The sequence below is a fragment of the Burkholderia sp. BE12 genome (genome assembly GCF_002959955.1).
Taxonomy (GTDB): Bacteria; Pseudomonadota; Gammaproteobacteria; order Burkholderiales; family Burkholderiaceae; genus Burkholderia.
Map to the genome: position 1 here is coordinate 227,593 of NZ_PREY01000002.1, position 25,800 is coordinate 253,392.

At 65.3% G+C, this 25,800-nt stretch carries 22 protein-coding genes and 1 pseudogene; 13 read left to right on the forward strand and 10 right to left on the reverse strand.

Annotation, left to right across the window (positions count from 1 at the left end; all coding sequences use genetic code 11):
• The first annotated feature begins 40 nt into the window (after positions 1-40).
• Genes C4B30_RS03095 through C4B30_RS03105 form a run of 3 tightly spaced genes read left to right on the forward strand, consistent with a single transcriptional unit; the run spans position 41 to position 3,841 of the window.
• Complete coding sequence (locus tag C4B30_RS03095) at positions 41-2,977, forward strand: calcium-binding protein (protein WP_105131688.1); 2,937 nt, start codon at positions 41-43, stop codon at positions 2,975-2,977.
• Between the two features lie 3 nt (positions 2,978-2,980).
• On the forward strand, positions 2,981-3,556 hold the full coding sequence (locus tag C4B30_RS03100) for a lysozyme inhibitor LprI family protein (protein ID WP_158683363.1): 576 nt from the start codon (positions 2,981-2,983) through the stop codon (positions 3,554-3,556).
• A 33-nt stretch (positions 3,557-3,589) separates the two neighbouring features.
• A complete protein-coding gene (locus tag C4B30_RS03105; RefSeq protein ID WP_080681162.1) occupies positions 3,590-3,841 on the forward strand; it encodes a PAAR domain-containing protein in 252 nt (83 codons plus the stop codon).
• 42 nt (positions 3,842-3,883) lie between these two features.
• Here C4B30_RS03105 and C4B30_RS36175 read toward each other — a convergent pair.
• The 3 genes and pseudogenes from C4B30_RS36175 to C4B30_RS03115 form a co-directional block, all read right to left on the reverse strand.
• Positions 3,884-4,036 (reverse strand): annotated as a pseudogene (locus tag C4B30_RS36175) (hypothetical protein); the annotation flags it as partial.
• 316 nt (positions 4,037-4,352) lie between these two features.
• Positions 4,353-5,672 carry an MFS transporter gene (locus C4B30_RS03110; RefSeq protein WP_105131690.1) on the reverse strand — a complete coding sequence of 440 codons (1,320 nt, stop codon included), beginning with the start codon at positions 5,670-5,672 and terminating at the stop codon, positions 4,353-4,355.
• 44 nt (positions 5,673-5,716) lie between these two features.
• The gene (locus C4B30_RS03115) at positions 5,717-6,901 is read right to left on the reverse strand and encodes a M20 aminoacylase family protein (RefSeq protein ID WP_105131691.1); all 1,185 of its coding nucleotides are present in this window, start codon (positions 6,899-6,901) and stop codon (positions 5,717-5,719) included.
• Positions 6,902-7,083: 182 nt separating this feature from the next.
• Here C4B30_RS03115 and C4B30_RS03120 point away from each other — a divergent pair, with 182 nt between their 5' ends.
• Together C4B30_RS03120 and ppnP are read left to right on the forward strand one after the other, a co-directional pair.
• Entirely contained in the window at positions 7,084-7,986 is a 903-nt protein-coding gene (locus tag C4B30_RS03120; protein ID WP_027780824.1) for a LysR substrate-binding domain-containing protein, read from the forward strand.
• 187 nt (positions 7,987-8,173) lie between these two features.
• Complete coding sequence (gene ppnP, locus C4B30_RS03125) at positions 8,174-8,494, forward strand: pyrimidine/purine nucleoside phosphorylase (RefSeq protein WP_006478890.1); 321 nt, start codon at positions 8,174-8,176, stop codon at positions 8,492-8,494.
• Positions 8,495-8,592: 98 nt separating this feature from the next.
• On the opposite strand, the gene C4B30_RS03130 is transcribed toward ppnP, so the two are convergent.
• The 4 genes from C4B30_RS03130 to C4B30_RS03145 form a co-directional block, all read right to left on the reverse strand.
• The gene (locus tag C4B30_RS03130; RefSeq protein ID WP_175888591.1) at positions 8,593-8,925 is read right to left on the reverse strand and encodes a hypothetical protein; all 333 of its coding nucleotides are present in this window, start codon (positions 8,923-8,925) and stop codon (positions 8,593-8,595) included.
• A gap of 484 nt (positions 8,926-9,409) precedes the next feature.
• Positions 9,410-11,197, reverse strand: coding sequence for a chloride channel protein (locus C4B30_RS03135; RefSeq protein WP_105131692.1), 1,788 nt, complete (start codon positions 11,195-11,197; stop codon positions 9,410-9,412).
• Positions 11,198-11,217: 20 nt separating this feature from the next.
• Positions 11,218-11,631 carry a MarR family winged helix-turn-helix transcriptional regulator gene (locus C4B30_RS03140; RefSeq protein ID WP_027780821.1) on the reverse strand — a complete coding sequence of 138 codons (414 nt, stop codon included), beginning with the start codon at positions 11,629-11,631 and terminating at the stop codon, positions 11,218-11,220.
• Positions 11,632-11,754: 123 nt separating this feature from the next.
• Positions 11,755-12,927, reverse strand: a complete 1,173-nt coding sequence (locus C4B30_RS03145; RefSeq protein ID WP_105131693.1) for an HPP family protein — start codon at positions 12,925-12,927, stop codon at positions 11,755-11,757.
• A 364-nt stretch (positions 12,928-13,291) separates the two neighbouring features.
• On the opposite strand from C4B30_RS03145, the gene C4B30_RS03150 reads away from it, so the two are divergent.
• Positions 13,292-14,260: a LysR family transcriptional regulator gene (locus C4B30_RS03150; RefSeq protein WP_089501863.1), complete on the forward strand. Its 969-nt coding sequence runs from the start codon at positions 13,292-13,294 to the stop codon at positions 14,258-14,260.
• A 25-nt stretch (positions 14,261-14,285) separates the two neighbouring features.
• On the opposite strand, the gene C4B30_RS03155 is transcribed toward C4B30_RS03150, so the two are convergent.
• Together C4B30_RS03155 and C4B30_RS03160 are read right to left on the reverse strand one after the other, a co-directional pair.
• A complete protein-coding gene (locus C4B30_RS03155; protein ID WP_105131694.1) occupies positions 14,286-15,650 on the reverse strand; it encodes an MFS transporter in 1,365 nt (454 codons plus the stop codon).
• 64 nt (positions 15,651-15,714) lie between these two features.
• The gene (locus C4B30_RS03160) at positions 15,715-16,653 is read right to left on the reverse strand and encodes a 2-hydroxyacid dehydrogenase (RefSeq protein WP_105131786.1); all 939 of its coding nucleotides are present in this window, start codon (positions 16,651-16,653) and stop codon (positions 15,715-15,717) included.
• Between the two features lie 113 nt (positions 16,654-16,766).
• Between C4B30_RS03160 and C4B30_RS03165 the strand changes: the two genes are divergently transcribed.
• The 3 genes from C4B30_RS03165 to C4B30_RS03175 all read left to right on the forward strand — a co-directional run bounded on the left by C4B30_RS03165 (position 16,767) and on the right by C4B30_RS03175 (position 20,263).
• A complete protein-coding gene (locus tag C4B30_RS03165) occupies positions 16,767-17,675 on the forward strand; it encodes a LysR substrate-binding domain-containing protein (RefSeq protein WP_105131695.1) in 909 nt (302 codons plus the stop codon).
• Positions 17,676-18,332: 657 nt separating this feature from the next.
• The gene (locus C4B30_RS03170) at positions 18,333-19,103 is read left to right on the forward strand and encodes a hypothetical protein (RefSeq protein WP_027780815.1); all 771 of its coding nucleotides are present in this window, start codon (positions 18,333-18,335) and stop codon (positions 19,101-19,103) included.
• Between the two features lie 20 nt (positions 19,104-19,123).
• A complete protein-coding gene (locus tag C4B30_RS03175) occupies positions 19,124-20,263 on the forward strand; it encodes a transporter substrate-binding and LysM peptidoglycan-binding domain-containing protein (protein ID WP_105131696.1) in 1,140 nt (379 codons plus the stop codon).
• Positions 20,264-20,349: 86 nt separating this feature from the next.
• On the opposite strand, the gene C4B30_RS03180 is transcribed toward C4B30_RS03175, so the two are convergent.
• Positions 20,350-21,438, reverse strand: coding sequence for a calcium:proton antiporter (locus C4B30_RS03180; protein WP_089501860.1), 1,089 nt, complete (start codon positions 21,436-21,438; stop codon positions 20,350-20,352).
• On the opposite strand from C4B30_RS03180, the gene C4B30_RS35560 reads away from it, so the two are divergent.
• From C4B30_RS35560 to C4B30_RS03195, 4 genes are all read left to right on the forward strand, one after another.
• Positions 21,437-21,622 (forward strand): hypothetical protein, encoded by a 186-nt coding sequence (locus tag C4B30_RS35560; RefSeq protein ID WP_199779032.1) that lies wholly within the window; start codon positions 21,437-21,439, stop codon positions 21,620-21,622. The genes C4B30_RS03180 and C4B30_RS35560 overlap by 2 nt on opposite strands.
• 358 nt (positions 21,623-21,980) lie before the next feature.
• A complete protein-coding gene (locus tag C4B30_RS03185; RefSeq protein ID WP_105131697.1) occupies positions 21,981-23,537 on the forward strand; it encodes a 3-hydroxyacyl-CoA dehydrogenase in 1,557 nt (518 codons plus the stop codon).
• 55 nt (positions 23,538-23,592) lie between these two features.
• Complete coding sequence (gene paaK, locus C4B30_RS03190) at positions 23,593-24,915, forward strand: phenylacetate--CoA ligase PaaK (protein WP_105131698.1); 1,323 nt, start codon at positions 23,593-23,595, stop codon at positions 24,913-24,915.
• A gap of 38 nt (positions 24,916-24,953) precedes the next feature.
• Positions 24,954-25,754, forward strand: a complete 801-nt coding sequence (locus tag C4B30_RS03195) for an enoyl-CoA hydratase-related protein (RefSeq protein ID WP_089501857.1) — start codon at positions 24,954-24,956, stop codon at positions 25,752-25,754.
• Positions 25,755-25,800: the final 46 nt, after the last annotated feature.

Consider the following 25,800-nt stretch of genomic DNA (forward strand, 5'->3'; position numbering starts at 1 on the left):
CAATACAAGAAATCCTGAAACCGAATCCGAGTCGGGAATCATGAGCAAGACAACGCCTAAAAAGAAGCACCATCCACCGGCCGCTCCAAAATCGGCCCCCAAACCTGCCGAACCGGCGGATACGCCACTGAGTTGGGCTTACCCGTTCACGCCCGTAGGCAAGAACGACGCAGCCGACCCGATGACCTATTTCACGGCGCTGGCCAAGTGCGAAAACGGCTTTTATCCGCTCGGTGTCAGCGGCATGTGGCACGGCGGCGTGCATTTCGCCGACGGCAGCGCGGAAATGCTGAAGCAGGACAGCGGCGTGCGTGCGATTGCGGACGGCAAAATCGTGGCGTACCGGCTGAACACGAAATACGAGGAAACGACGTACCCGAACAACGTTGGTCTGGCGCACTACTCGACCGGCTTTGTACTGGTTCGCCACGAACTGAAATTGCCGCCGAAACCGGCGCCGACAGAACCCGCGAAACCGGCTTCGGCACCGGCGTTGGCTCCCGCGCCCGCATCGAGTACCGCCACGCCTCCGACACCCGCTCCCGCCGACAACCCGCCCAGCAGCAAACCGGCGAAGGACAAATCCCTCGTGTTCTTCAGCTTGTATATGCACACGATGGATTGGGAAACCTATCAAAAGGGGATGGGGCAAGCGAAAACGGACCGGCATCCGGACCAGCCACTTCCGTCACCGATGTCATATTGGGAAGGCGACCGGTACTATCGGGTGGGCGACAAGGCGAAGGACAAGCAAGCCGTTCCGAAGCCGAAAGCGCCTGCGCAGCTGCCCGCGAAGCGGACCGATGGGGCTGACGATCTGCCGATTAACAACACCAATCAGGACGCACCGCCGCCTCCGAATAGCGATCAAGATGCCGCACCACCGGCTCCCGAGACGGGATTGCACATTCGAGAGTTGCCGGATGGCAAGAGCAAGATTATCGGGATATTACCGACCGGAGCCGAAATCATTGCGGGCGAAGGCGACCCTGCACACCCGGACTGGATCAAGATCAAGGCCATAAAACCGGGCACGGTTTTGTCTGCCGAAGTGGGTAAGCCGGTATCTCCCCAAGCACAGTGGAGCTACGTGTTCAAAGGGGAACTGGACGCCGTTGTCGATCCGAAACCGCTTGATACGGTCGTGATCCTGAAGGAGCCGCAGCACGTCAAGGCAGGCGAAGTCGTCGCGCATGTCGGTCAGTATCAATGGCCCATGAAGGCCAGTCCGATACCGCCCAAGTCGAACTACCCGATGTTGCATCTCGAAGTGTTCGCGGGGCCGGACCTGAAAGACTTCATTGATCAAAGCCGTGCGCGTGCGAAAGAACTGAACGATAAAAACAAACCGCTTCTGGAAATCGAGCCGGGGGCCAAGCTGGTAAGCGAAGTGCCCGCGCCGGATCAGAAGCTGACCCAATCCGGGTTGAAGCTCGTGCCGATAGGCGATGCAAAGGGTTCGCGCTGGATCAGGGTTCAGCCCAAGAGTGTGACAAATGTGCCCGCGAAGGGCAAACAGAAGGCCAAGCAAACGTTCGCGGACGTTGGCAAACCGCTGTGGGTCGAAAGCAGTCTGGCGAACACGATCAGCACGGCGAACGTTGCTGGATGGCAGAACTTTCCGCTGGACGTATCCAAGGCGAGCGAGCCGGGAGCGGATTTCCGAGACGTGCTTCGTCGTACCGAACTTGACAAACTCGGTGAAGGCAGCGTCGCAATTGATGACAAGGGCCATCATTGGTGGAATATCACGATTGGTTTGAAGGACGGTTCGGAACTGAAAGGCTGGGTGTGCGACACAGATCACCCACACGTACAGTTTCGTAGTCCTTGGGAATGGCCGGGTTTCGAATTGGTCGACAACGGCAGCGTCAGCCCTGCCGACATGTTCAAACGCCATATCCATACGACCGAACAATATCTAGCGGACGAGGAAGGGACTGAGTTTATGGGGGAATCGGCGAAGGTCAACGCTGGCGAACTCATCACGAAGCTTGAAAAGGCAATCGATACGGACCACGACGGGAAGGTGACGGCGAAGGAACTGAAACACGCACTGGAAACGCGGTGGATGGCCGAAGCGGTGTCGCATCTTGTGGTGCGCAATGAAACTGAATGGGGCGGCGGTCTGGGCAAGTGGGAAGAACTCAGCCCGCTCATGCAGAAGCAGACCGAGATGTGGAAGACAGAACTGGATCGGCTCGCGAAGCTTCAGTGGTGGGAGGAAATCAAGGGTGTCGATGGCTTCCCCACGGACCTTTCGCCTTGGCACCTCCATCCGATCGGTTTGATTGGAAATTTTATGGCTGGTTGTAGCCAAAAATGTAAAACTGACGTGCTGGAATTTCACACCACGGAGGGAATGTTCTATGCTTCCGTGGAAGGTTTTCACCTTATTCTCGATTCGGAAGGATTTGGTGAAATTCCGTATGTTCCTAAAAATAGCCAGTCCAGTGGTGTAACAATTGGTTACGGCTATGACTTGGGACAACAAACCGAAGCAATGGTTCGCGTTGATTTGGATGGATTCTTTACTGAGGAAGAGATTTCCCTGCTATTAACCGCGCTCGGGAAGCGAGGGGACGCGGCGCGTGCATTTATTCCGTCTTTTAGTGATATAAAAATATCCGAACCCAAAGCCCTCGAGATGGCCAAGAGGGTTAAGCAACGTTACGCTCAATTTACCGTTGATGCATTCCCAGGTACGACAGAACTACATCCTCATTGTCAAGGGGCGCTGCTCAGTTTAGTCTATAATCGCGGGGCTCAGCTTGAAGACAAGCCCGGACAAAAAACACGGGTTCACATGAGAAACATTAGAGCAGCCATTCAGAATAAGAACCTCCCGGAAGTTGCGGCACAGTTACGTGCCATGAAAGTACTATGGGAAGGAACCGGGAACGACGGCCTGCTCAAACGGCGAGAGAAGGAGGCAGTTCTGTTCGAGAAAGGTATGACTTGTGATTGTTGGAGATAAATTGTGACGAAGAATATTGCTTTTTTTGTACTGGTGATGATTTCGAGCGCAGCCTTTTCGAAGGTAGTCTGTAATGGCCAAACCAATGCGGAGTTAACCAATTGTGCACAAACAAATTACGAGGAGGCGGATAAAATATTAAACAGAAGCTACAGTGAATTTCTGGGGAAAGCGGCTCCTCTGGAGAAGCAAAATCTCATCTTAGCCCAAAGGGCGTGGGTTACATATAAAGAGAAATATTGCAATGCGGCTTTTGACGCCACCGCCCCGGGAGCGGAGGCGTCTATCGACAAATGGACTTGTTTGACATCGGCGACAGAGATGAGAACGAATGAAATTCGCTACTTAGGATCATCTATTGGCATGGATGATTTCAGACGATCGCTCTCCGTCATGGCGAATCTTTACGAAAACGGAGACACTAACAAGGTAATATCTAAATTGATAAAAAGCACACCAGATGGAAGCAATCCAGATTGGGTTAAATATGTGGATTTGAATTGCAAGATGACCGCAGCAAAGTTGCGGGAAGAGCACAACGCCTGTGTGGCCAGACTTAATTTCTTTAAAAACTGGTGAATTTGTTCTTCACTTCCCCCGGGTACCCGGCAGATGATCAATTTTATTCGAGTCGGCGATGATACCGATCACGGTGGCAAAGTCGAAACGGGTTCATCGAGCATGAAATTCGATGGCCGCTACGTTGCCCGCAAAGGTGACCATGTATCGTGCCCGGAGCATCCGGACGTGTCGCCGAACGTCATCGAGGAAGGCGACGAGTCGATGAAGGACAACGGCATTCCGATAGCGCGGCACGGCCATCGCGCTACATGCGGTTGTCACGTGATTTCGAGCCTTGTGTAACGCTACAACATCGGACATCCGCGCGAGGCTCGGCCGCATCGGGCAACGAACGATCACGGAGCCGTCGTTCTTCGATAACAAGACGAACTGCGTGAAGCTGTTGGCGGAGGTGTAGCGCGACAGGTAGAGGTCGAGCAGAGGGATCGACGTTTTCAAGCTGTTTTCAATGAACGCGCTTTCGTCTGTCGCTATCATAATTTCGAAGCCTCACAACAGTCGAATGTGGCTTGACCGGCAGTAATCGTTCGACGACGTTTCGCTTGGCGAACGAAATTGCTCCAACGTGTTCAGTGCGTCGGTCATCCGGTATAAGCTGGGCATGAGTTCCACGAAGCGGAACCCTCGCTCGCATGTCAACTGTGTCAGATTGACCGTCGTTAGCGCAATCAGGCGAGCCCGGCTAAGGCGTTCGCGCGGGGCGTAGTCGAAGTGTGGTCGTGGTGTGACGATGGAGCGCATCATGCTTGATGCGCGTGCGCCGCGTCATCACGTGCCGCGCACCGGCCGCTGCTCAATCCAACGCCTTCCCCGCCTTCTCGTCCATGCACCGAATCGCAAGCAACGTCATCGCGCCGCAGCCGATCGCATACCACGCCGGCGCATTCGGATTCCCGGTCGCCGCGATCAGCCACGTGACGAAGAACTGCGCGAAGCCGCCGAAGATCGCGACGCCGACGCTGTACACGAGCGCACCGCCCGTCGCACGCACCGCCCGCGGAAACAACTCGCCGAGCATCGCCCCCGTCGCGCCAATGTTGATCGCATGCACGATCGACAGTGCAGCGATGATCGACAGCAGCGACACGGCGCCCGGCCAACGGTTCAGCGCGATGAACGCCGGATAGATCGCGACCATCAGCACGATGCGCGTCCACCAGACGATCCGGTTGCGCCCGTACACGTCCGACAGATGGCCGCCGATCGGCGTCACGAGCATCAGGATCGCACCGGCGACACAGCCCGCCGTCATCGACAACCAGGTCGGCAAGTGCAGCACCTGCACGCCGTAGATCGCCATGTAGAACACGATGATGTAGTGGATCGACGTGCCGCCGATCGTCACGCCGAGGCCGGCGAACACGGCCTTGCCGTGATGGCGCAGCACGTCGGCGAGCGGCAGCGATGCGACCGGCTCGTCGTGCGTGGCGGCCGGCACGGCGGCAGGCACTTCCTCGACGGTACGGCGCAGCCAGTAGCCGATCGGCATGAACAGCGTGCCGATGATGAACGGCACGCGCCAGCCCCAGCTTTCGAGTTGCGCGGCGCTCAGCGTCGACGTCAGTGCGACGCCGGTGAGTGCGCCCGCGAGCGCGGCGAGCCCCTGGCTCGAGAACTGGAACGACGCATAGAAACCGCGTCGATGCTGCGGCGCCTGTTCGAGCAGCAGCGTCGTCGATGCGCCGACTTCGCCGCCCGACGCGAACCCCTGCAGCAACCGTGCGAGCACGAGCAGCAGCGGCGCGGCGATGCCGATCTGCGCGAAGGTCGGCGCGACCGCGATCATCGCGGTGCCGAACGCCATCAGCAGCAGCGTGAGGATCATCGCCTTCTTGCGGCCGGCGCGGTCCGCGTACATGCCGATCACGAGCCCGCCGAGCGGACGCGTGACGAAGCCGACGCCGAAGCTCGCGACCGCGAGCATCAGTTGTCCAAACGACGAATGCACGGGAAAGAACAGCTTGCCGATCAGGATCGCGAAGAAGCTGTAGACCGTGAAGTCATAGAACTCGAGCGCGTTGCCGACGGCGGCGGCTGCGATCAGCCGGCGTTTCTTGGCGGCGGCACGGGCATCGACCGGCGTGCCGGCGAACGAAAGGGCGGACGTTTCCATGGGGTTCCCTTGCTTTGAGCGCGGAACTGCGTGATGAAGGGCCGTCAGGCCGCGAGCCAGGCTTCGGCGACGCGAACCCAGTAGCTCGCGCCGATCGCGAGGATGTCGTCGTTGAAGTCGTAGCCGGGGTTGTGCACCATGCAGCCGCCCTTGCTGCCGATTCCGTTGCCGATGAACGCGTAGCAGCCGGGGCGCGCTTCGAGCATGAACGCGAAATCCTCGCTGCCCATCAGCGGCGCGGCTTCGGATTCGACGCGCTCGGCGCCGAGCATCTGGCGTGCAATGTCGACCGCGAACGCGGTCGGTTCCGCGTGATTGACGAGCACCGGGTAGCCATAGTCGTAGTCGACTTCCGCGGTGACGCCGAAGCTTTCCGCCTGGCCCTTCACGAGCGCTTCGATGCGGCGCGCGAGCAGTGCGCGCACGTCGGCGTTCAGCGCGCGCACCGACAGCTTCATCACGACGGTTTCGGGAATGATGTTGAACGTTTCGCCGGCCTGCACGCTGCCGACGGTGATCACGGCCGCATGCTGCGCGTCGACCTCGCGTGCGACGATCGTCTGCAGCGCGACCATGATGCTGCCGGCGGCCGACATCGGATCGCGCGCGAAATGCGGCATCGCGCCGTGGCCGCCGACGCCGCGCAGCGTGATCGTCACGCGGTCGGCCGACGCCATCGCGGCGCCGGTGCGGAACGCCATGTCGCCGGCCGCGCGGCCCGGCATGTTGTGGATCGCGAAGATCGCATCGCACGGGAAACGGTCGAACAGGCCGTCGTCCATCATCGCCTTCGCGCCGCCGAAGTTTTCCTCGGCGGGCTGGAAGATCAGGTTCAGCGTGCCGGAGAACTGGCGCGTCGCCGCGAGGTGGCGCGCCGCGCACAGCAGCATCGCGGTGTGGCCGTCGTGGCCGCATGCATGCATCTTGTTCGCGTGGCGGCTTGCGTAGGGCAGGCCCGTGGTTTCCGACAGCGGCAGCGCGTCCATGTCGGCGCGCAGTCCGACCGTGCGCGTGCCTTGCCCTTCGCGCAGCACGCCGACCACGCCCGTCTTGCCGATACCGCGATGCACGTCGTAACCCCAGCCGGTGAGCAGCTCGGCGACGAGGTCGCTCGTGAGCGTTTCTTCGAATGCGAGTTCGGGATGGGCGTGGATGCGGCGGCGCACTTCGACGAGCTCGGGGGCGATCGCGGCGATGCCGGGGATGACGGGGTTCACGGCTTGCAGCATGGTGTCTCCTGTGGGGCCGGTGGGGCGTTTGACGCGCATATGACGGCCAAGCATATAAATTTCTTTTGCGTACCAGAAGCTGCTAAATTGCTTTGGTGCACACCGTCGGTTGCCGCTCGGGAATACCCTGAGCCACTGCACGGCGCGGCGCCCAGGGTTTCCACGGATCACGCATTGCCGCCATGAAATACCATCAGCTGAAAGCGTTCGTCACCGCTGCGGAGGAAGGGAGCATTCGTGCGGCCGCGCGGCGCCTGAACGTGTCGCCGGCTGCGCTCACGAAGGCGGTCAAGGAGCTGGAGATCGCGCTCGGCGTATCGCTCGTCGTGCGCACCGCACGCGGCGTGCAGCTCACCGCGTTCGGCCAGAAACTGCAGGTGCGCGCGCGGCTGATCGTCGCCGAAATGCAGCGCGCCCGCGACGACATCGAGCAGGCACAGGGCGCGATGACGGGTTCCGTCGCGGCGGCGATCACGCCGGCGGCGGCGGTGACGATCCTGCCCGACGCGTTTCGTGCGTTCCGGCGCCGCTTTCCGGTGGCGCGCGTCAATCTGGTCGAAGGGTTTCCGGGCGTCGCGTTGCCGCGCCTGCACGACGGTTCGCTCGATTTCGCGGTGGCCGTCGTCGTGCCCGAACTGCTGGCGGCCGAGTTCGATCATGCGGAGCTCTACGCGAGCCGTTCGCTCATCGTGGCGCGCAAAGGGCATCCGCTCGCGTCGGCCACGTCGCTCGCCGATCTCGTCGAGGCCGACTGGCTGATGAATCCGTCTCCGGAAAGCTCGACACAGGTGTTGTTCAACTCGTTCGTCGCGTACGGGCTGCCGGTGCCGGCGCGCGTCGTCGAATGCCCGAGCTTCGGTCTTGCGCACAGCCTGATGACCGGTTGCGACCTGATCGCATCGATGCCGGAGCAATTGCTGCAAGGCGAATGGGCGCGCGACCAGCTCGCGGTGCTGCCGATCCGCGAGCGCTTGCCGGGCGTATCGGTGCAGGTCGTCACGCGGCGCGACAGCCCGCTGACGCCGGCCGCGGCGATGCTGCTCGATTGCCTGCGCGATTCCGCGCGGCGCAAGGGATTGCGGTGAGCCCGCGCCCCGCGCAGATCACGTAGTGATCCTGACGATCGTGGGGGCGGGCATGCGCTGGCCGCGGATCATTGCGGCCCATATTGCGCGAGCCGGTATCATAGCGGCCGGCCCGCCGCTATGGCTCGCCGCTACGGCCGGCCTTCAACCCCATCGCCATCCGGCATCCAGCAATCAGAGGCATCACATGACCAGTGCAACCCAATTCGACAACGTATCGGTCGTCAAGCGCGCGAACGTCTATTTCGACGGCAAGTGCGTGTCGCATACCGTGCTCTTCCCGGACGGCACGCGCAAGACGCTCGGCGTGATCCTGCCGTGCGCGCTCAACTTCGGCACGGACGCGCCCGAATTGATGGAAGTGCAGGCCGGCAAGTGCCGCGTGAAGCTCGACGGCAGCAGCGAATGGCAGACCTACGGCGCCGGCGAATCGTTCTCCGTGCCGGGCAAGAGCCGCTTCGACATCGAAGTGCTCGAGACGCTCGATTACGTCTGCAGCTACCTGTAAGACGCTTCCCGCGCGGCAAAGAAAAAGCCCCGCCGAAGCGGGGCTCGTCGCAAGCGGATGGCGCAAGGCCATCCGGAGCGCCTGTTCTCGTTACATCGTTACAGGCAGGCGTTGATATCGCCGGCGGACGCTGCGTCGCCGCGCACGCCGACCCACGTCTTCGCACCCGGCTTCCACGACGGACGAACCATCGCGGCGGCGCCGTTCGGCGGCTGCTGGCCCGGTGCGTACACGTCGGTCGCGAGCCCGTTGGCCAGCACGTTCTGCGAGATCACCTGTTGTTGCGACTTGTCGGCCCAGGTCTTGGCGATGCACGCCGAGACGTCGGGAGCCGCTTTCTGGCTTTGTCCCACGTTCTGCACGGCAGGTTCGGCGGCATGAGCAGAAATTGCCACGGTCAATGCGATGAGCGGTAAGTATTTCACGTTCACGTTATCTCCCTCGAGTCGTGATTGATTGAGTGGGATGCGCAGCAGTGCTGCGTGCAAGTGAGATTCGCATCGGGCAGGCGCGGTTCCGGTCATTCCGAAACAAGTTGTTAACGCGCTTGCCAAACGGCGGCTCGGATGCTGCGCATGTTGCTGCGGTGCGGCATGCGTCGCGTACGGCTCGACGTCATGCCTGGCGTGGTCGGTGCGCTGCCCGGTCGTGGTGTGGTGAGATGGCGGCCGCGGCTTGCGGCATGTGCGTGCATGCCGCGCCGCGACTCTTTATCTGATGACGAAGTGGAATGGCTGATGGATGGCCCCGTCGCATGAGCACCATGATGACAAACTTTCGTCTGCCGAATTGTTAACCAACTTTAAACGGAGAAGGTGTGGGGCCGCGATGCGGCGTGCGACGGGCGCGCGGCATCGGGCAGCAAGGCGAGGCGGGGAAGCGGTGCGCGGCCGGACGCCGCGCACGCGGGCCGTGTCAGCCGATCTTGCGCGAGCCGACGTCGCGCAGGTTGGCCGGGACGACCGGACGGAAGCGCTCGCGCTTGTGTTCGTCGTCGAAGTGCTGGAGCGCCGGCTTGATCAGGTCGCTGCGCGACACGATGCCCGTGATGCGCAGCGATTGCTCGTCGGCGACCACCGGCAGGCGTTCGAGGCCGAGCATCGCGAGGCGCGACGCGACGACGCGGCACGTTTCGTGCGCCAGCGCGACGGCCGGTGCGCGGTTGGCGAATGCGGCCGAGATCGGCGCGTCGGCGCCGGCTTGTGCACGCTGCGCATCGAGCGTCGCGCGATCGACGAGGCCGAGCAGGCGGCCGTTCTGCACGACCGGATACGCACGATGCGTCTGCTTCGCGCCGAAGTATTGCGTCTCGACGGTATCGAGCGTCGCCGAGCCGTCGATCGCGACGAGCCGATCGGCCGACGTCATCACTTCGCCGATGTCGTGCCGCTCGAGCGGATCGACGCCGTATTCGCGATAGATGTGGTAGCCGCGGCGTGCGATCTTTTCCGTCATGATCGAGCGCTTCATCACGATGGTCGCGAAGCCGTGCGCGACGAGCGTCGCGGCGAGCAGCGGCAACAGCGCATTGGCGTCGTGCGTGAGGCCGAAGGCGAACACGATCGCGGTGAGCGGGGCGCCGAGCGTCGCGCCGAGCGTCGCGGCCATGCACACGAGCGGCCACAGCGCCGGATCGCCGCCCGGCAGTACCGGCGACAGCACGGTGCCGAGGCCGGCGCCGAGCATCAGCAGCGGGGCGAGCACACCGCCCGAGGTGCCCGAACCGAGCGCGATCACCCACATCACGGCTTTCACGATCAGTAGCGCGAGCGCGATCTTCAGCGCGATGTGCTGGTGCAGCAGGTCGCCGATCACGTCGTAGCCGACGCCGAGCGCGCGCGGCTCGAGCCAGCCGCCGATGCCGATCACGATCGCGCCGAGCGCGGGCCACCACATCCAGTGCACGGGCAGCTTCGCGAAGGCGTCTTCGACGCGGTAGAGCGCCGCCGACAGGCCGCACGCGAGCATGCCCGACAGCAGGCCCGCGACGATGCACGACAGCAGCGCGACGGGCGTCGGCGCGGCGGTCGTCACCGGAAACAGCGGATCGACGCCGAAGAACACCGCGCGTGCGAAGCCCGCCACCGCGCACGCCAGCGCGACCGGCAGGAAACTGCGCGGACGCCATTCGAACAGCAGCAGTTCGACCGCGAGCAGCACGGCGGCCACCGGCGTGCCGAACACGGCCGTCATGCCGGCCGCCGCACCGGCGACGAGCAGCGTCTTGCGCTCGGCGGCGGTCACGTGCACGCATTGCGCGATCAGCGAGCCGAGCGCGCCGCCCGTCATGATGATCGGGCCTTCGGCGCCGAACGGGCCGCCGCTGCCGATCACGACGCCGGACGACAGCGGCTTGAGGATCGCGACCTTCGGCGACATGCGGCTCTTGCCGAACAGAATCGCCTCGATCGCTTCGGGAATGCCGTGGCCGCGGATCTTCTCCGAACCGAAACGCGCCATCAAGCCGACGATCAGGCCGCCGATCACCGGAACGGCGATCACCCATGCGCCGAGCGTGTTGTTCGCGGGCGAATGGTCGGCGAACGAGAACTGCTGGAAGAAGAACAGGTTCGTGAACAGGTGGATCAGGCTCAACAGCACGAATGCGGCAAGCGTGCTGAGCAGGCCGATCCCGGCGGCAAGCAACGCGATCCTGGGCAGGCGTTCGTTGGTCGAAAAATCGCGTTTGTGTGGTGCGTTCATCGGAGTGGCAAGGGCAAGGGTCAGTAATCGATCTGGGGAACCTGGAACGCGTCCTTGAGCGACTTCAGCTCGGCGCGGTGCATGGCCGCGAGACGGGCGAGCAGCGTTTCGCCCGCCTGTTCGAGGTGGACTTCGACCTGGCGACGGTCGGCTTCGCTCGGCTTGCGCTTCACGAGCCCGAGCGCTTCGCAGCGCGTCACCAGCGCCACGACACCGTGGTGCTGCGCCTGCAGGCGTTCCGCGAGTTCGCCGATGGTCGCCCATTCGCGATGCGGGTAGCCCTTGATGTGCAGCAGCAGCAGGTATTGCAGCGGCGTCACGCCTTCGCTTTGCGCGGCGCGTTCGGAGAAGCGCTCGAAGCAGCGCATCTGGTAGCGGAACTCGGACAGTTGCTGGAAATCGCTTTTCGCGAGCGCGCGTCGGGTATCGTTCATCGAGGTCGGTCGGGCAGTCGGTTACGGTGGCGGTAAATATATCACAACATGATATAAATGGCCGAAATCTGGCGAAACGAATGTATTCCGCGTTTCGCAGGCGGTTGCGTCGCGCGATGCGCGCTACGCGGCCTCGAGCATCTGGGTCTGCTGATAAAGGCCCGTGACGAGATCCGTCTGCGTAATGATGCCGACGAGCCGGCGCGATGCATCGACGACCGGAATATGGTGGTGGCCCGAATGCGTGAACAGCGGCACGAGCGCCGTGATCGGCATCGTTTCCGGCACCGACGCGACGTCGCGCGTCATCACGGACGCGACGCTCGCGGGCTGGCCGCCGAACGATTGCGGCAACCGGGCGGACAGGCGCTGCCACAGCGGCGTCGGACGGCGCAACTGACGCGTGAGGTCGGCGCGCGTGACGATGCCGGTCAGGCGGCCTTCGCCGTCGACCACGGGCAGCGCCTTCACGCGGTGACGGTCGAGCAGCGTCAGCGCGGCCGCGACCGACGTCGACGGCGCGACCTCGATCGCATTCTTCGTCATCAGGTCCGCGCACTTCAACTGGCCGAACGTGCGCGTATAAGCCTGCATTTCGGTTTCGCGCAGCAGCGCTTCGAGATCGTCCGGATCGACGTCGAGCCATTCGCTGCGGCGCTTCAGCACCGCGTCGAGGTCGCCGCGCGTGAAGCCACCGCGCGCCGGTGCGGCGCCTGCCTGTTGTTTCGCTTCGGGGCGCACGCCGCCGTGCGGGTAGCGGTGCCCGGTCAGCGCGTGGTAGACGAGCGCGGCCGACAGCAGGATCGCCGATTGCAGCGCGATCGGCTGCAGGACGAAGCCGAAGCCGAGCGAATGGATCGCCGGGCCGCCGACCACGGCCGTGAGCGCGACGGCGCCCGACGGCGGGTGCACGCAGCGCAGCACGAACATGCCGCCGATCGCGCAGGCGATCGCGACCGCGGCGGCTGTGATCGGATCGGCGATCCATTGCGCGCATGCGACCCCGACCGTCGCCGCGACGAGATTGCCGCCGATGATCGACCACGGCTGCGCGAGCGGGCTGGCCGGCACCGCGAACAGCAGCACGGCCGATGCCCCCATCGGCGCGACGAGCAGCGGCACGAGGCCCGGCACGCCGGGCAGCAGCCGCATCGTGACGCCGACCGTCGCAATGCCCACGAGCGCGCCGGTGCACGAGCGCAGGCGCTCGCGCCAGCCGAGTGTCATCGGATGGGGAATGAAGCTGTGCAGCCATTGCCGCAACGTGCGGCGCGACGGGGAGGAGCCTGACGACATGGACGGTAAGCGGTAAAAATGACGATGCGGGGAGGCGCGGCGACAAGCCCGCAATTATATCGTGTTGTGATACATATTGTCGCGCTGCATCAAGCCGTTGCAGACGTGCGACGTGCAAGTCTTGCAAAATCTTTTCGTCGGATGGGAACTTGCCCACGCGGAACCGCGCAAATTTGTCTGCAGCGGCGTACAATTCGGCGCAGTCAATTCCCCCCGTCATGCCAGAACCCCGTCCGCGATGCCCGCTCTCCCGCCTTCTCCTCGGCACGGTGATCGATTCGACGTGGTTCGCGGCCGCGCTCCGTTGCTCCTCTGACGCGAGCGCCGCCGACGCCTCCCCACTGACTCTCCCCAAGCCAATTCAATGGACATGCTCGAAAACATGCGCCTGTTCGTGCGCGTTGTCGAAGCCGGCAGTTTTACTGCGGTCGCGAAGGAAATCGACGCGACCACCGCGCAGGTGTCGCGCGCGGTCTCGAACCTCGAAGCCCACGTACAGACACGCCTGCTGCATCGCACGACTCGCCACCTCGGCCTGACCGAAAGCGGCGAGCGTTATTTCGAGCGCGCGAAATCGATCCTCGCGGAACTCGACTACGCGAACGCGGAGGCGCGCAACGCGCTGCTGCGGCCGAGCGGCAAGATGCGCATTCATGCGATGACGGGGCTCGGGCAGAGCCATGTCGTGTCGTCGATCGTGCGCTACCAGGCGGACAATCCCGACGTGTCGGTCGAGCTGACGCTGGCGCAGCGGATGCCGAATCTGGTCGAAGAGGGCTACGACGTGTCGATCGTGACGGCGTCGCAGTTGCCCGATTCCGGCTATGTCGCGCAGACCTGCGGTACGAGCTGCAGCGTGCTCGTCGCGTCGCGCGAATACCTGGCGCGGCACGGCACGCCGCAGACGCCCGACGAACTGCCGAACCACGTGTGCCTGCGCCTCGACACGCCCGCGTCGCCGGCCGGCGAATGGCGGCTCGAGCGCAGCGACGGCGAGGAGACTGTCTACGCGCTGCAGCCGGCGCCGTTCCAGGTCAACGTGCCGGACGCGCTGTGCGTCGCGGTGCGTGCCGGGCGCGGGATCGCGTGCGTGGCGCTGTATACCGTGCTCGACGATATCCGCGAAGGGCGCCTGATCCGCGTGCTGCCCGAGTACCGGCTGCAGACGGTGAGCGTCTATGCCGTGTATGCCACGCGCCGCTATCTCGATGCGAAGATCCGCACCTTCCTCGATCACCTGCGCACGACGCTCACGCCTGCGCTGGAGAACGATCTGCGCGAGCTCGACCGGCTGACGACGGAGCACATGCCGGGCGGCCGCCGGCGCGCGTGACGACGCGTGCGTGCCGCCGCGACGTTCATGCGGCCGGCGCGATGCGGATCCGCTCGAAGCGGCCCGCGAGCCACGCGTACGCGGCAATGCCGATCAGCCCGTGCGCGGCGACGAACCATAACGCGCCGGCGAACGAACCCGTGCTGGCGACGAAGTAGCCGATCACGAGCGGCGTGACGATCCCTGCGATGTTGCCGAGGCCGTTGAAGACGCCGCCGCTCAGCCCGACCATGCCTTCCGGCGCCGTGTCGGCGAGCACGGCCCAGCCGACTGCCGCGAGCCCCTTGCCGAAGAACGCGATCGCCATCAGCGCGATCACGACCGCGTTCGACGATGCGCCGTTCGCGAGCACGAGCAGCGTCGCCATCGCCATCCCCGCGACGAACGGCGTCTTGCGCGCCCTCGACGGATGCATGCCGCGCCGGATCAGCCAGTCCGATAGCACGCCGCCGAGCACGCCGCCCGTGAAGCCGCAGATCGCCGGCAGCGCGGCGACCCAGCCGGCTTCCATGATCGTCATCCCGCGCCCCTTGATCAGGTAGATCGGGAACCACGTGATGAAGAAGTACGTGAGCGCCGTGATGCAGTATTGGCCGATGTAGATCGCCCACAGGTTCCGGTGGCGGAACAGTTGCGACACGTCGTGCCACGACGCGCGCGGGCGCTCGCGCACGCGGTTCGCCTCGAGATCGACGAGCGCGCCGTGGGCGCGCAGGTAGTCGCGCTCCGCGTCGGTCATGCGCGGGTGGCCGTGCGGCTCGCGATACCACGCGAACCACAGCGCGGCGAGCGCGATGCCGAGCAGCCCCATCCACAGAAATACGTGCTCCCAGCCGAGCGCGTGCGTGAGCCACGCCATCGCCGGCGTGAACAGCACGACGGCCATGTATTGCGCGGAATTGAACAGCGCCGATGCGGTGCCGCGTTCGGCGGTCGGGAACCAGCATGCGGCGATCCGCGAATTGGCCGGAAACGCCGGCGATTCGACCAGGCCGAGCATGAAACGCATCACGAACAGCGTGAGCGTCGCGGCCGCGCCTTGCACGGCGAACCCGCCGACCGTGCCCTGCAGCATCGTGAATACCGACCACAGCAACAGGCTCAGGCCGTACACGCGTCGCGCGCCGAAGCGGTCGAGCAGCCAGCCGCCCGGAATCTGGCCGATCGCATAGGCCCATGCGAATGCCGAAAAGACGACGCCGAGTTGCACGGGCGTGAGCCCGAGGTCGTGCGCGACGCCAGTGCCGGCGATCGACATCGTCGCGCGATCCGCATAGTTGACGACGGTGACGGCGAAAATCAGCGCGAGGACCGCATAACGGACGCGGCCGATCGTGCGCGAGGCGGCGGGCGATGCGGCGACGGCAGCGCCGCTGGATCGATTGGACATGCGTGTCTCCTGGCCTCCGTCGTGCGGAGGCATCCGGTGTTGTAACGAGAGGGCGGTGCCGCGTTCAGCGCGTGACGCTGGTCGGCGGCCGCTGGCCCGCGAAGCACGCGGCGAGGTTGGCGAGCACGAGGCGGCCCATTGCCTCGCGCGTTTCATGCGTGGCGCTCGCGCGGTGCGGCTGCACGACGACGCGGTCGAGTTCGAGCAGCGCGGCCGGCACGTGCGGTTCGTTCGCGAACACGTCGAGACCGGCGCCGGCGATCGTGCCGTCGGCCAGCGCACGCACGAGCGCGGCTTCGTCGACCAGCTTGCCGCGCGCGACATTGATCAGGAATCCTTTGGGGCCGAGTGCGGCGAGCACGTCGGCCGTCACGAGCACGTTGCCGTGATCGGCCGAGGCCGCGATCACGAGCACGTCGCTGTCGCGCGCGAGCGCGGCGAGGTCGGGCACGAAGCGATAGCCGCTGTCGAGATGCTCGCGCGGGCCGAAGTAACTGACGGGCATCCGGAATGCCTGCGCGCGCTGCGCGATCGCGCATCCGACGCGGCCGAGCCCGACGATGCCGAGCCGCTTGCCCGTGACCTGCGTCGCGAGCGGCTGGGCCGTTTTGCCCCAGCGGCCGGCGCGCACGATCCGCTCGCCCGCGCCGAGGTCGCGCAGGGTCATCAGGATCAGCCCCAGCGCCATGTCGGCGACGTCGTCGGTCAGCACGTCGGGGGTCGTCGTCACGTGGATGCCGCGCGCCCGTGCGCGGTCGAGATCGACCGCGTCGGTGCCGATACCGTTGATCGCGACGATCTCGAGCGCGCCGAGCCGGTCCATCAGCGCGGCGGACAGGCCGTTCGCGCCGCCGGTCACGACGCCGCGAATGCGCGGCGCCACGCGATCGAGCAACGCGTCCGGTTGCTCGGCCGCATACAGTCGATGCACGGTGTAACGGGCGGACAGTTCGGCGTCGATGGTGTCGGGGAGCGGCTGGGTCAGCAGGATGTCGATGGTCATGAAGGTCTCGGTCGTCGTGCGCGGCGCGGGCCGCGCATCGGGTGGAACCGAGTATAGAAATCGCATCGATATCGGTCTAACATCAAAAGACTATCGATTGATTCAAGATTTGAATGATTGAACTTCATCAGCTTCGCTGTTTCGTCGCGGTTGCCGAAGAGCTGCATTTCGGCCGTGCGGCCAGACGGCTCTTCATGACCCAGCCGCCCCTCAGCCGGCAAATCCAGTTGCTCGAGCACGCGCTCGGCATCGCGCTGCTCGAGCGCAGCAGCCGGCAGGTCAGCCTGACCGCGGCCGGCGAACGCTTCCTGCGCGACGCGCGGCACATCCTCGAGTTTTCCGCGCGGGCCGAGCAGGCCGCGCAGCGGGTCGCGCATGGCGGGGCCGGGCGCATCACGCTCGGTTTCACGGCCGTCAGTGCGTACCGGATGATTCCGGTGCTGCTCGCGCACGCGGCGCATGCGTTGCCGGACGTCGACGTCGAACTGCGCGAGATGGTGTCGACCGTGCAGATCGACGCGCTCGCGTCGCGGATGCTCGACGCGGGTTTCGTGCGCCAGCGCGCCGCGCGCCAGCCGCTCGAATACCGGCTCGTGCAGCGCGAACCGATGCTCGTCGCGGTCGCGGAAGGCGCGCCGCTCGCGGCCTACGAGCGGATCGGCCCCGACGAGCTCGACCGGCAGCCGTTCATCGCGTATTCGCCGAACGAGGGCAAGTATTTCCACGACATGATTTCGGGGATGTTCGCGGGCGCCGGGCGGCTGCCGAACTACCTGCATTACGTCGGCCAGACGCATACGATCCTCGGCCTCGTGCGTGCGGGGCTTGGCGCGGCGCTGGTGCCGGCGTCGGCGCGCGAGCTTCATGTCGACGGCGTGGTGTTCCGGCCGCTGGCGGGCGTCAACGTGGCGGCCGAGTTGTATCTCGCATGGCGCGCGGACAACGACAATCCGGCGCTGCCGGTGTTCAACGCGATGGTCGAGCGGTTTCTCGTGCAGGAGCCGGATGACGCGACGGCGTAATGCGCCCATGTTGCGTAACAAGCTTTCAATCCGGAAGCTTGCCGCATGCAATGACAAGCAATCCTGATCGAACGCGGCAGCCGGGCGTCGTGCGAATCCTTACCGTCATGAAAGCTGGCGCGATGTCTGCGTTTCAACGGCGCGGTGCGGCGGTTCGCTGCACTGCGACAACCGCTTGACGCTGCATGCCGGCCGGCGCACGATACGTCGGTGCATTTGGAGCGGGCCGCGCCGGCTGTGCGGTTCCTGCACCCGCGATACGCAAAAGAACAACGATGAGCCTTTACGCACTCTTAACGGAACCCCGGCCCCGCATCGATCGGCCTGCCGGCGCAACGATTCTCCCGACGCCCGTCGCGTCACGTATCCGTCATCCCGTTTCGTACCGTGCGTCGGTACACTTTCCCGTCTGCGCGATGGTCGCGACGATGTCCGGCGTTGTTCGGCGCCGCCGCATCGCGCCGCAGCCTCCCGCCCCCGATTTCCGCATCCTGAACGGTGCCTACACCGGCGTTTCGTGACGCCCGCCGGCGCCCGTCCGTGTATTTCGCCGCCGGCTTTCCCGATCGTCCGGCGGCACCGGAGTCCGACGCATTTCGATTGAGCTTGAAGCAGCACACGCACGCAGTTCGGTTCGAGGTACAAGGAGAAAAACTCATGTCGCAGCTTTCGAATGAAGCAAACGGCAGTTCGGGGAATGGCAAGGTCAAGCTGATCAAGTGGGCGATCATCATCGCGGGCGTCGCCATCGCGGCGCCGGCCGCACTGTTCATTCTGAAGGGAATGATCGCGTTGATCACGGCAGGCGTCATCGGCCTCGGCGCGATCTATTTGGCGCCGGTCGTCGCGATGAAGTTCGCGAACCAGAAGGTGAAGATGATCGTCGAGGAGGCGCAGGCGAATCCGATCGAGACGCTGATCAACCAGCTCGCGGAAAAGCGCCAGGCGGCACAGAAATTCGCGGACAGCATCACCGCGTTCCGCACCGAGGTGAAGAACTTCGAGGGCAAGACGGAACTGTTCGAGAAGCAGTATCCGGACGATGCGCCGCGCTTCCGGTCACAGCTCGATACGATGAAGCAGCTCCTCGCGTTTCGCGAGGGCCGCTACAAGCAGGTGCAGGCCGAACTGAAGAATTTCGCGTCGGCGATCGATCGCGCGAAGGCGATGTGGGACATGTCGCAGGCAGCGCAGCAGATGAACAAGCTCGCGGGGCGGCAGGCGGCCGACACGTTCGAGCAGATCAAGACAGACGTGGCCGTCGATTCGGTGATGCGCTCGGTCAACAAGGCGTTCTCCGAAATGGAGACGTCGCTGATGGATAACCCCGAGGTCAAGCAGGCGCAGCAGCAGGCGGTGATGAACGGCAGCCATGTGCCCGGGCCCGATGCGGCGAATCCCGCCGTGTTGCAGTCGAAACAACAATAACTTCCCGCAGGCACGCAACCATGAAAAAACTTCTCGGTGCAGTCGTGTTTCTGGTGGTGCTCGTCGGCGTATGGCTGGTGCATGAGGGCGGCCTGTCGACGCTGATTCCCGCGCATGACGCGGCCCCGGCCCCGGCCGCGACGTCCGCCCAGGCTGGCGACGCGGGCCAGCCCGCGCAGTCGTCGCCGTCGGCCAACGTGCTGCCGGCCGGTTTCACGCCGCAGGCCAGCACGCTGAAGTCGATTGCCGAAAACGGCATCGTGCGAATCTCGGTGCAGAACCCGAGCGAACCGTTCTTCGGCGAGGACAAGGGCGCGCCGCACGGCTTCAACGTCGAATTCGCCCGGCTGCTGTTCGCGGATCCGTCGTTCTCGCACGGCGGCAAGCCGGTCGCCGTCGATACGCGTCACGAGGTCGACACGTACCCGGGCGTGCCGAAGCAACTGCTCGATACGGATGCAAAGGGAAACCACGTCGTCGATGTGGCGATGGACGGGCTGACGTTCCCGGACAACACGCCGGCGGGCATCGTCTATTCGGTGCCGTATGTCGACGATTTCGGCTATTCGCTGATCGTGCGGCAAGGGTCCGCGATCCGCTCCGCCGACGATCTCGCGGGCAAGACGGTCGGCATCCTGAAGGGCGATCCCGACGTGCGCGCGTTCGTCACGCGCCAGTATCCGAACGTCCGGTTCGTCGAGGTCGACGATTCCGATCCGGGGTTCATCGCGAAGAGCATCGACGGCCATACGGTCGACGCGTTCATCTACGACTATCCGTTCGCGGTCCGCTCGATCAAGGACACCGACCTGAAGTTCGCGGTGACCAAGCTCGACGGCTCGAACATCGCGTACAAGATCGGCGTGCGCGCCGCCGATCAGGATCTGCTGATCTACCTGAACGCCGCGATCGCGAAGCTCAAGCAGTCGCCGCAGTATCTCGACCTGTTGCGCAAGTACTTCGTCAGCGACCAGGCGGTGACGACCGCGGCCGCGTCGGGCGAGCACACGTACGTGGTGAAGGCGGGCGACACGCTGAACATGATCGCGGCCAGCAAGCTCGGCAGCGGCCAGCGCTATCGCGAGATCCAGCGCCGCAACAACCTCGCCAATCCGAACCTGATCCTGGCCGGCCAGCATCTGGTGATTCCGGTGCGGTAGCGCTCGCGTGAAGTGAAGGCGTGTGAAGGGACGTGAAGGAAGCGCGCGGCACGGCGGCGATTCGCCGTGCCGCGCGCGTATGGGCGTCAGTGGGTGATCGACAGGAACAGGTACGCGGCGAACAGGGACAGGTGCACGACGCCGTGCAGCACCGTCGTGCGCCCCTGGCTCAGCGTGAGCGTGCTGACCAGCAGCGTGAGCGCCAGCAGGACCGTTTCCATCGCGCCGATCCCGAGCGTGAGCGGCTGGCCGACCCAGATGAACACGGCCGCGACGGTCGGGATCGTGAGCCCGATGCTCGCGAGCGCGGAACCGAGCGCGAGGTTCATGCTGGTCTGCAGGCGGTTCGCACGCGCGGCGGTGACGGCCGCGAGCCCTTCCGGCAACAGCACGAGCGCGGCGATCACGATACCGACTGCGGCTTCGGGCGCGCCGAGCTTCAGCACCGCATGCTCGACGGCCGGCGACAGCAGCTTCGCGAGCAGCACGACCGCGACGAGGCTCGCGAACAGCAGCACCATGCTGGTGACCGCGGTGCGATTGCTCGGCGCCGCCGCGTGTACCGCTTCGTCCGCGCTGTCGTGCTCGGCGAGGAAGTAGTCGCGGTGGCGCACGGTCTGCACGAACACGAATGCGCCGTACAGCACCAGCGACGCGACGCCGGCGAACGCGAGCTGCGATTTCGAGAAGAACGGGCCGGGCGCGGCGCTCAGGTAGTTCGGCATCACGAGCGACAGCACCGACAGCGACGCGAGCACCGCGAGCGCCTTGCTCGCGCCGCGCCCCTGGAAGTCCTGTTCGCCGTGCTTCCATGCGCCGACCAGCAGGCAGATGCCGACGATGCCGTTACAGATGATCATCACGGCGGCGAACACGGTGTCGCGGGCGAGGCCCGATTTCTCGGGGCCCGCGCCGAGCATCACCGACACGATCAGCGCGACTTCGATGACGGTGACGGCGACCGCGAGCACGAGCGTGCCGAACGGTTCGCCGACGCGGTGCGCGACGACTTCCGCATGGTGGACGGCGGCGAACACGGCGCCGGCGAGCGCGGCGGCGAATACCGCGATGACGAGGCCTTCGGCTGGCACGACGCGCGACAGCGCGAGTACCAGCCATGCGGCAAGCGGGGCCCAGAGGGTCCAGCGCGGGAGCTGGTTGGACGAGAGCGGCATGAAGGGTTTCCTTATGCGGGTGACGGCGCGCGACGCGCCGTCACGGATTGACGAAGCCCGGCCGTACTATCCGCCGAACGAGAACGATGAAACCGAAGAGGGGCGGCGCGCAACGGTGCTGCCCAGGGTTCGCTGCCGCGAGGCGGCGAGGGGCGCGGGCGGGCCGAAGCCCGTCGCGGGATGAAACGGTCGATGCGGTTACCCGCGGACGGCGAGACGAGCACCCGTGGTGGCGCGCGGGCCGGAAGCTCGATTCGACCCCGAAACAGGGCGATGGACGGCGGTGACGGCGCGACACGCATTCCCCCTGGAATCCGGCAATTTGTCGAATTTTATCAGGCGTTCGGGGGTCACTATCTCATATTCGAACCCTTACGTTGACCTTTCGGTTTACAAAAAGTGCCCCCATCTTTCGATTTTTTTGTCGTTGCAGGTTTCGTAACGGTCTTTTGCACGACACATTCGGGCTCGCCCTGACATAAATCTACCGACCGGTCGGTTTATAATCGCTCGCACTTCCACTTCATGACGGATCGCAAGCGATGGCTGTTTCCTCTGCACATTCGGTGAACTCGGGCGCGCTGGCGCCGTCGGCCGTCGTCGGCGTGATCGGCGCCGGCGCGATGGGCGCGGGCATTGCGCAGGTCGCGGCGGCGGCCGGCCATGCGGTGCTGCTGTACGACCTGAACGAAGCGGCCTGCGACAAGGCGCTGGCCGGCATCCGCGCGCAGTTCGCGCGGCTGGCGGAGAAGGGCCGGCTCGAACCGGCGCAGGCCGATGCGGCCGGCAGCCGGATCCGCGCGGTGCGCACGCTGGCCGATTTCGCGGGCGCCGCGCTGATCGTCGAGGCGGCGGCCGAACGGCTCGACGTGAAGCGCGAGATCTTCGCGACCCTCGAGCGCCATGTCGACGACGCATGCGTGCTGGCGACCAACACCTCGTCGATCTCGATCACGTCGATCGCGGCCGGGCTGCGCGTGCCGCAGCGCGTCGCCGGCCTGCATTTCTTCAACCCGGCGCCGCTGATGGCGCTCGTCGAGGTGGTCAGCGGGCTCGCGACCGCGCCCGACGTTGCGCGGGGCCTGTATGCGACCGCCGCCGCGTGGGGCAAGCAACCGGTGATGGCGAAATCGACGCCGGGCTTCATCGTGAACCGCGTCGCTCGGCCGTATTACGCGGAGGCGCTGCGCGTGCTGAACGAGCAGGGCGGCGCGCCGGCTTCGATCGACGCGGTGATGCGCGAAGCCGGCGGCTTCCGGATGGGGCCGTTCGAGCTGATGGACCTGATCGGCCACGACGTGAACTTCGCGGTGACCGAGTCGGTGTTCCGCGCATATTTCAACGACCCGCGCTACACGCCGTCGCTGATCCAGCAGGAACTCGTGAATGCGGGCTTCCTCGGGCGCAAGTCCGGGCGCGGTTTCTATTCGTACGCGGATGGCGCGACACCGCCGGCCCCGGAGCTCGAAGCGCCGCGCGCCGCGCCGGCCGACGTCGTGTTGTTTGCGCAGGACGGCCCGGTCACCGCGCTGCACACACGCTTCGCCGAACGTATCGAAGGCGTCCGGCACGCCGGCGCACAGCCGGACGACCTGCTCGCCACGGCCGGCCGCGCGTCGATCGCGCTGACCGATGGCCGGACGGCCACCGCGCGCGCCGCGCAAACCGGCGTGGCGGATCTCGTGCTCGTCGACCTCGCGCGCGATTACGCGCAGGCCGGGCTCGTCGCATTGACGCGTGCGCTCCAGTGCAGCGATGCCGCCTATGCGGATGCGGTCGGCCTGTTCCAGCAGGCGGGTTTTCGCGTCGTCGGCGTCGCGGACGTGCCGGGGATGGTCGCGATGCGCACCGTCGCGATGCTCGCGAACGAAGCGGCCGATACGGTCAACCAGGGCGTGTGCTCGCCGGCCGATCTCGATCTCGCGATGGAGAAAGGCGTGAACTACCCGTGCGGCCCGCTCGCGTGGGCCGATGCGATCGGCATCGGCCGCGTGCATCGCGTGCTGTCGAACCTGGCGGCGAGCTACGGCGAGGACCGCTATCGCGTGTCGCCGCGCCTCGCCGCGCTGCACGCGGCCGGTCGCACGTTCCGGTCATGACCGCCTTGGCACCTCGAACACGACAAAGACATTACTCCATTGGAGGAGCACCCCGATGACTCACCCGACGCATCCCGCCGCCGCCCTCGAGCCGATCGAGACCGCCAGCCGCGACGAACTGCAGGCGCTGCAGCTCGAACGCCTCAAGTGGTCGCTGCGCCACGCGTACGACAACGTCTCGCACTATCGGCGCACGTTCGATGCGGCGGGCGTGCATCCGGACGACCTGAAGTCGCTCTCCGATCTCGCGAAATTCCCGTTCTCGACCAAGAACGACCTGCGCGACAACTATCCGTTCGGCCTCTTCGCGGTGCCGCGCGAGCAGGTCGTGCGCGTGCATGCATCGAGCGGCACGACCGGCAAGCCGACGGTGGTCGGCTACACGGCGCGCGACATCGACACGTGGGCGAACGTGACCGCGCGCTCGATCCGCGCGGCCGGCGGCCGCCCGGGCGATACGCTGCACAACGCGTTCGGCTACGGCCTCTTCACGGGCGGTCTCGGGATTCACTACGGCGCGGAGCGGCTCGGTTGCATGGTCGTGCCGATGTCCGGCGGGCAGACCGAGAAGCAGGTGCAACTGATTCGCGATTTCGAGCCGAAGATCATCCTCGTCACGCCGTCGTACATGCTGAACCTGATCGACGAGATGGTGCGGCAGGGGATGGACCCGGCCGAATCGTCGCTGAAGATCGGCATCTTCGGCGCCGAGCCGTGGACGCAGGCGCTGCGAGACGAAGTGGAGACGCGCGTGGGTATCGACGCGCTCGACATCTACGGGCTGTCGGAAGTGATGGGCCCGGGCGTCGCGTGCGAATGCGTCGAGACGAAGGACGGCCCGGTGATCTGGGAAGACCACTTCTACCCGGAGATCATCGATCCCGTCACCGGCGAAGTGCTGCCCGACGGCAGCCAGGGCGAGCTCGTGTTCACATCGCTGACGAAGGAAGCGATGCCGGTGATCCGTTACCGCACGCGCGACCTCACCGCGCTGCTGCCGCCGACCGCGCGCGCGATGCGCCGGCTCGCGAAGATCACGGGCCGCTCCGACGACATGCTGATCGTGCGCGGCGTGAACGTGTTCCCGAGCCAGATCGAGGAGATCGTCGTCGCGCTGCCGCAGTTGTCGGGCCAGTTCCAGATCACGCTGTCGCGCGACGGTCACATGGATCGGCTCGACCTCGCGGTCGAGTTGCGCTCCGAAGCGGCGGCGTCCGTCACCGACGGCGATCGCGCGGCACTCGCGCGCGAGCTGCAGCACCGGATCAAGACGATGGTCGGCGTGTCGTCCGGCGTGACGGTGCTGGCAGCCGGCGGCATTCCCGCGACCGCGACCGGCAAGGCCCGGCGCGTGATCGACCGCCGCCAGGCCGCCTGATTCCGATGTTGGCTGTTCTACCCGAGGAAACCTGTTCGATGGATGGATTGAAGACCCTGGCCGTCGCGGTCGATGCGCGCGGCATCGCGACCGTGGCGCTGCAGCGCGGCGACGTGCTGAACGCATTCGACGAGACGATGATCGCGGAGCTGACCGACGCGTTCACGACGCTCGGCCGGCGCGACGACGTGCGCGCGATCGTGCTGCGTTCGGACGGTCGCGCATTTTGCGCGGGCGCCGACCTGCAGTGGATGCAGCGCGCCAGCACGAACGATGCGGCCGCGAACCTGCGCGACGCCGAGCGGTTCGCCGCGATGATGCGCGCGATCCGGCAGTGCCCGAAACCGACGGTCGCACGCGTGCAGGGCCACGCGTTCGGCGGCGGCGTGGGCCTGTGCGCCGCCTGCGACATCGTGATTGCGAGCGACCACGCGCGATTTTCGGTCAGCGAGGCACGCTTCGGAATCCTGCCGGCCGTGATCGGCCCGTATCTGGTCGAGGCGGTCGGCCAGCGCCAGGCGCGCCGGCTCGCGCTGACGGCGACGCAGCTCGCGGCTGCCGAAGCCGTCGCGATCGGTCTGATTCATCAGGCCGTGCCGCTTGATGCGCTCGACGACACGCTCGACCGGACGCTCGCGGAACTCGGCCGCAACGGCCCGCACGCGCTGATGGAGATCAAGCGCTTTTTCGATGCGATCGGCGAGTACCCGCCGTCGGACGAACGTGCGGCGTTCACCGCGCAGACCATTTCGCGCGTGCGGGCGACGCCCGAAGCGAAGGAAGGCTTCGCGGCTTTCTTCGCGAAGCGGCCGCCGGCCTGGGACGCGGGCGCCGAATAAGGCTGCACGACGAACCTTCACGACGATCGACGGCGAAACCGGGCCG

Bases quoted from the DNA above. Each gene is read 5' to 3' on its own strand.
- C4B30_RS03195 (WP_089501857.1), top strand. From the start codon at position 24,954: ATGGATGGATTGAAGACCCTGGCCGTCGCGGTCGATGCGCGCGGCATC.
- C4B30_RS03150 (WP_089501863.1), top strand. From the start codon at position 13,292: ATGGACATGCTCGAAAACATGCGCCTGTTCGTGCGCGTTGTCGAAGCC.
- C4B30_RS03135 (WP_105131692.1), bottom strand. From the start codon at position 11,197: ATGAACGCACCACACAAACGCGATTTTTCGACCAACGAACGCCTGCCC.
- C4B30_RS03165 (WP_105131695.1), top strand. From the start codon at position 16,767: ATGATTGAACTTCATCAGCTTCGCTGTTTCGTCGCGGTTGCCGAAGAG.
- C4B30_RS03120 (WP_027780824.1), top strand. From the start codon at position 7,084: ATGAAATACCATCAGCTGAAAGCGTTCGTCACCGCTGCGGAGGAAGGG.
- C4B30_RS03115 (WP_105131691.1), bottom strand. From the start codon at position 6,901: ATGCTGCAAGCCGTGAACCCCGTCATCCCCGGCATCGCCGCGATCGCC.
- C4B30_RS03180 (WP_089501860.1), bottom strand. From the start codon at position 21,438: ATGCCGCTCTCGTCCAACCAGCTCCCGCGCTGGACCCTCTGGGCCCCG.
- C4B30_RS03095 (WP_105131688.1), top strand. From the start codon at position 41: ATGAGCAAGACAACGCCTAAAAAGAAGCACCATCCACCGGCCGCTCCA.
- C4B30_RS03140 (WP_027780821.1), bottom strand. From the start codon at position 11,631: ATGAACGATACCCGACGCGCGCTCGCGAAAAGCGATTTCCAGCAACTG.
- C4B30_RS03175 (WP_105131696.1), top strand. From the start codon at position 19,124: ATGAAAAAACTTCTCGGTGCAGTCGTGTTTCTGGTGGTGCTCGTCGGC.
- C4B30_RS35560 (WP_199779032.1), top strand. From the start codon at position 21,437: ATGAAGGGTTTCCTTATGCGGGTGACGGCGCGCGACGCGCCGTCACGG.
- ppnP (WP_006478890.1), top strand. From the start codon at position 8,174: ATGACCAGTGCAACCCAATTCGACAACGTATCGGTCGTCAAGCGCGCG.
- C4B30_RS03160 (WP_105131786.1), bottom strand. From the start codon at position 16,653: ATGACCATCGACATCCTGCTGACCCAGCCGCTCCCCGACACCATCGAC.
- C4B30_RS03170 (WP_027780815.1), top strand. From the start codon at position 18,333: ATGTCGCAGCTTTCGAATGAAGCAAACGGCAGTTCGGGGAATGGCAAG.
- C4B30_RS03105 (WP_080681162.1), top strand. From the start codon at position 3,590: ATGATCAATTTTATTCGAGTCGGCGATGATACCGATCACGGTGGCAAA.
- C4B30_RS03145 (WP_105131693.1), bottom strand. From the start codon at position 12,927: ATGTCGTCAGGCTCCTCCCCGTCGCGCCGCACGTTGCGGCAATGGCTG.
- C4B30_RS03155 (WP_105131694.1), bottom strand. From the start codon at position 15,650: ATGTCCAATCGATCCAGCGGCGCTGCCGTCGCCGCATCGCCCGCCGCC.
- paaK (WP_105131698.1), top strand. From the start codon at position 23,593: ATGACTCACCCGACGCATCCCGCCGCCGCCCTCGAGCCGATCGAGACC.
- C4B30_RS03185 (WP_105131697.1), top strand. From the start codon at position 21,981: ATGGCTGTTTCCTCTGCACATTCGGTGAACTCGGGCGCGCTGGCGCCG.
- C4B30_RS03110 (WP_105131690.1), bottom strand. From the start codon at position 5,672: ATGGAAACGTCCGCCCTTTCGTTCGCCGGCACGCCGGTCGATGCCCGT.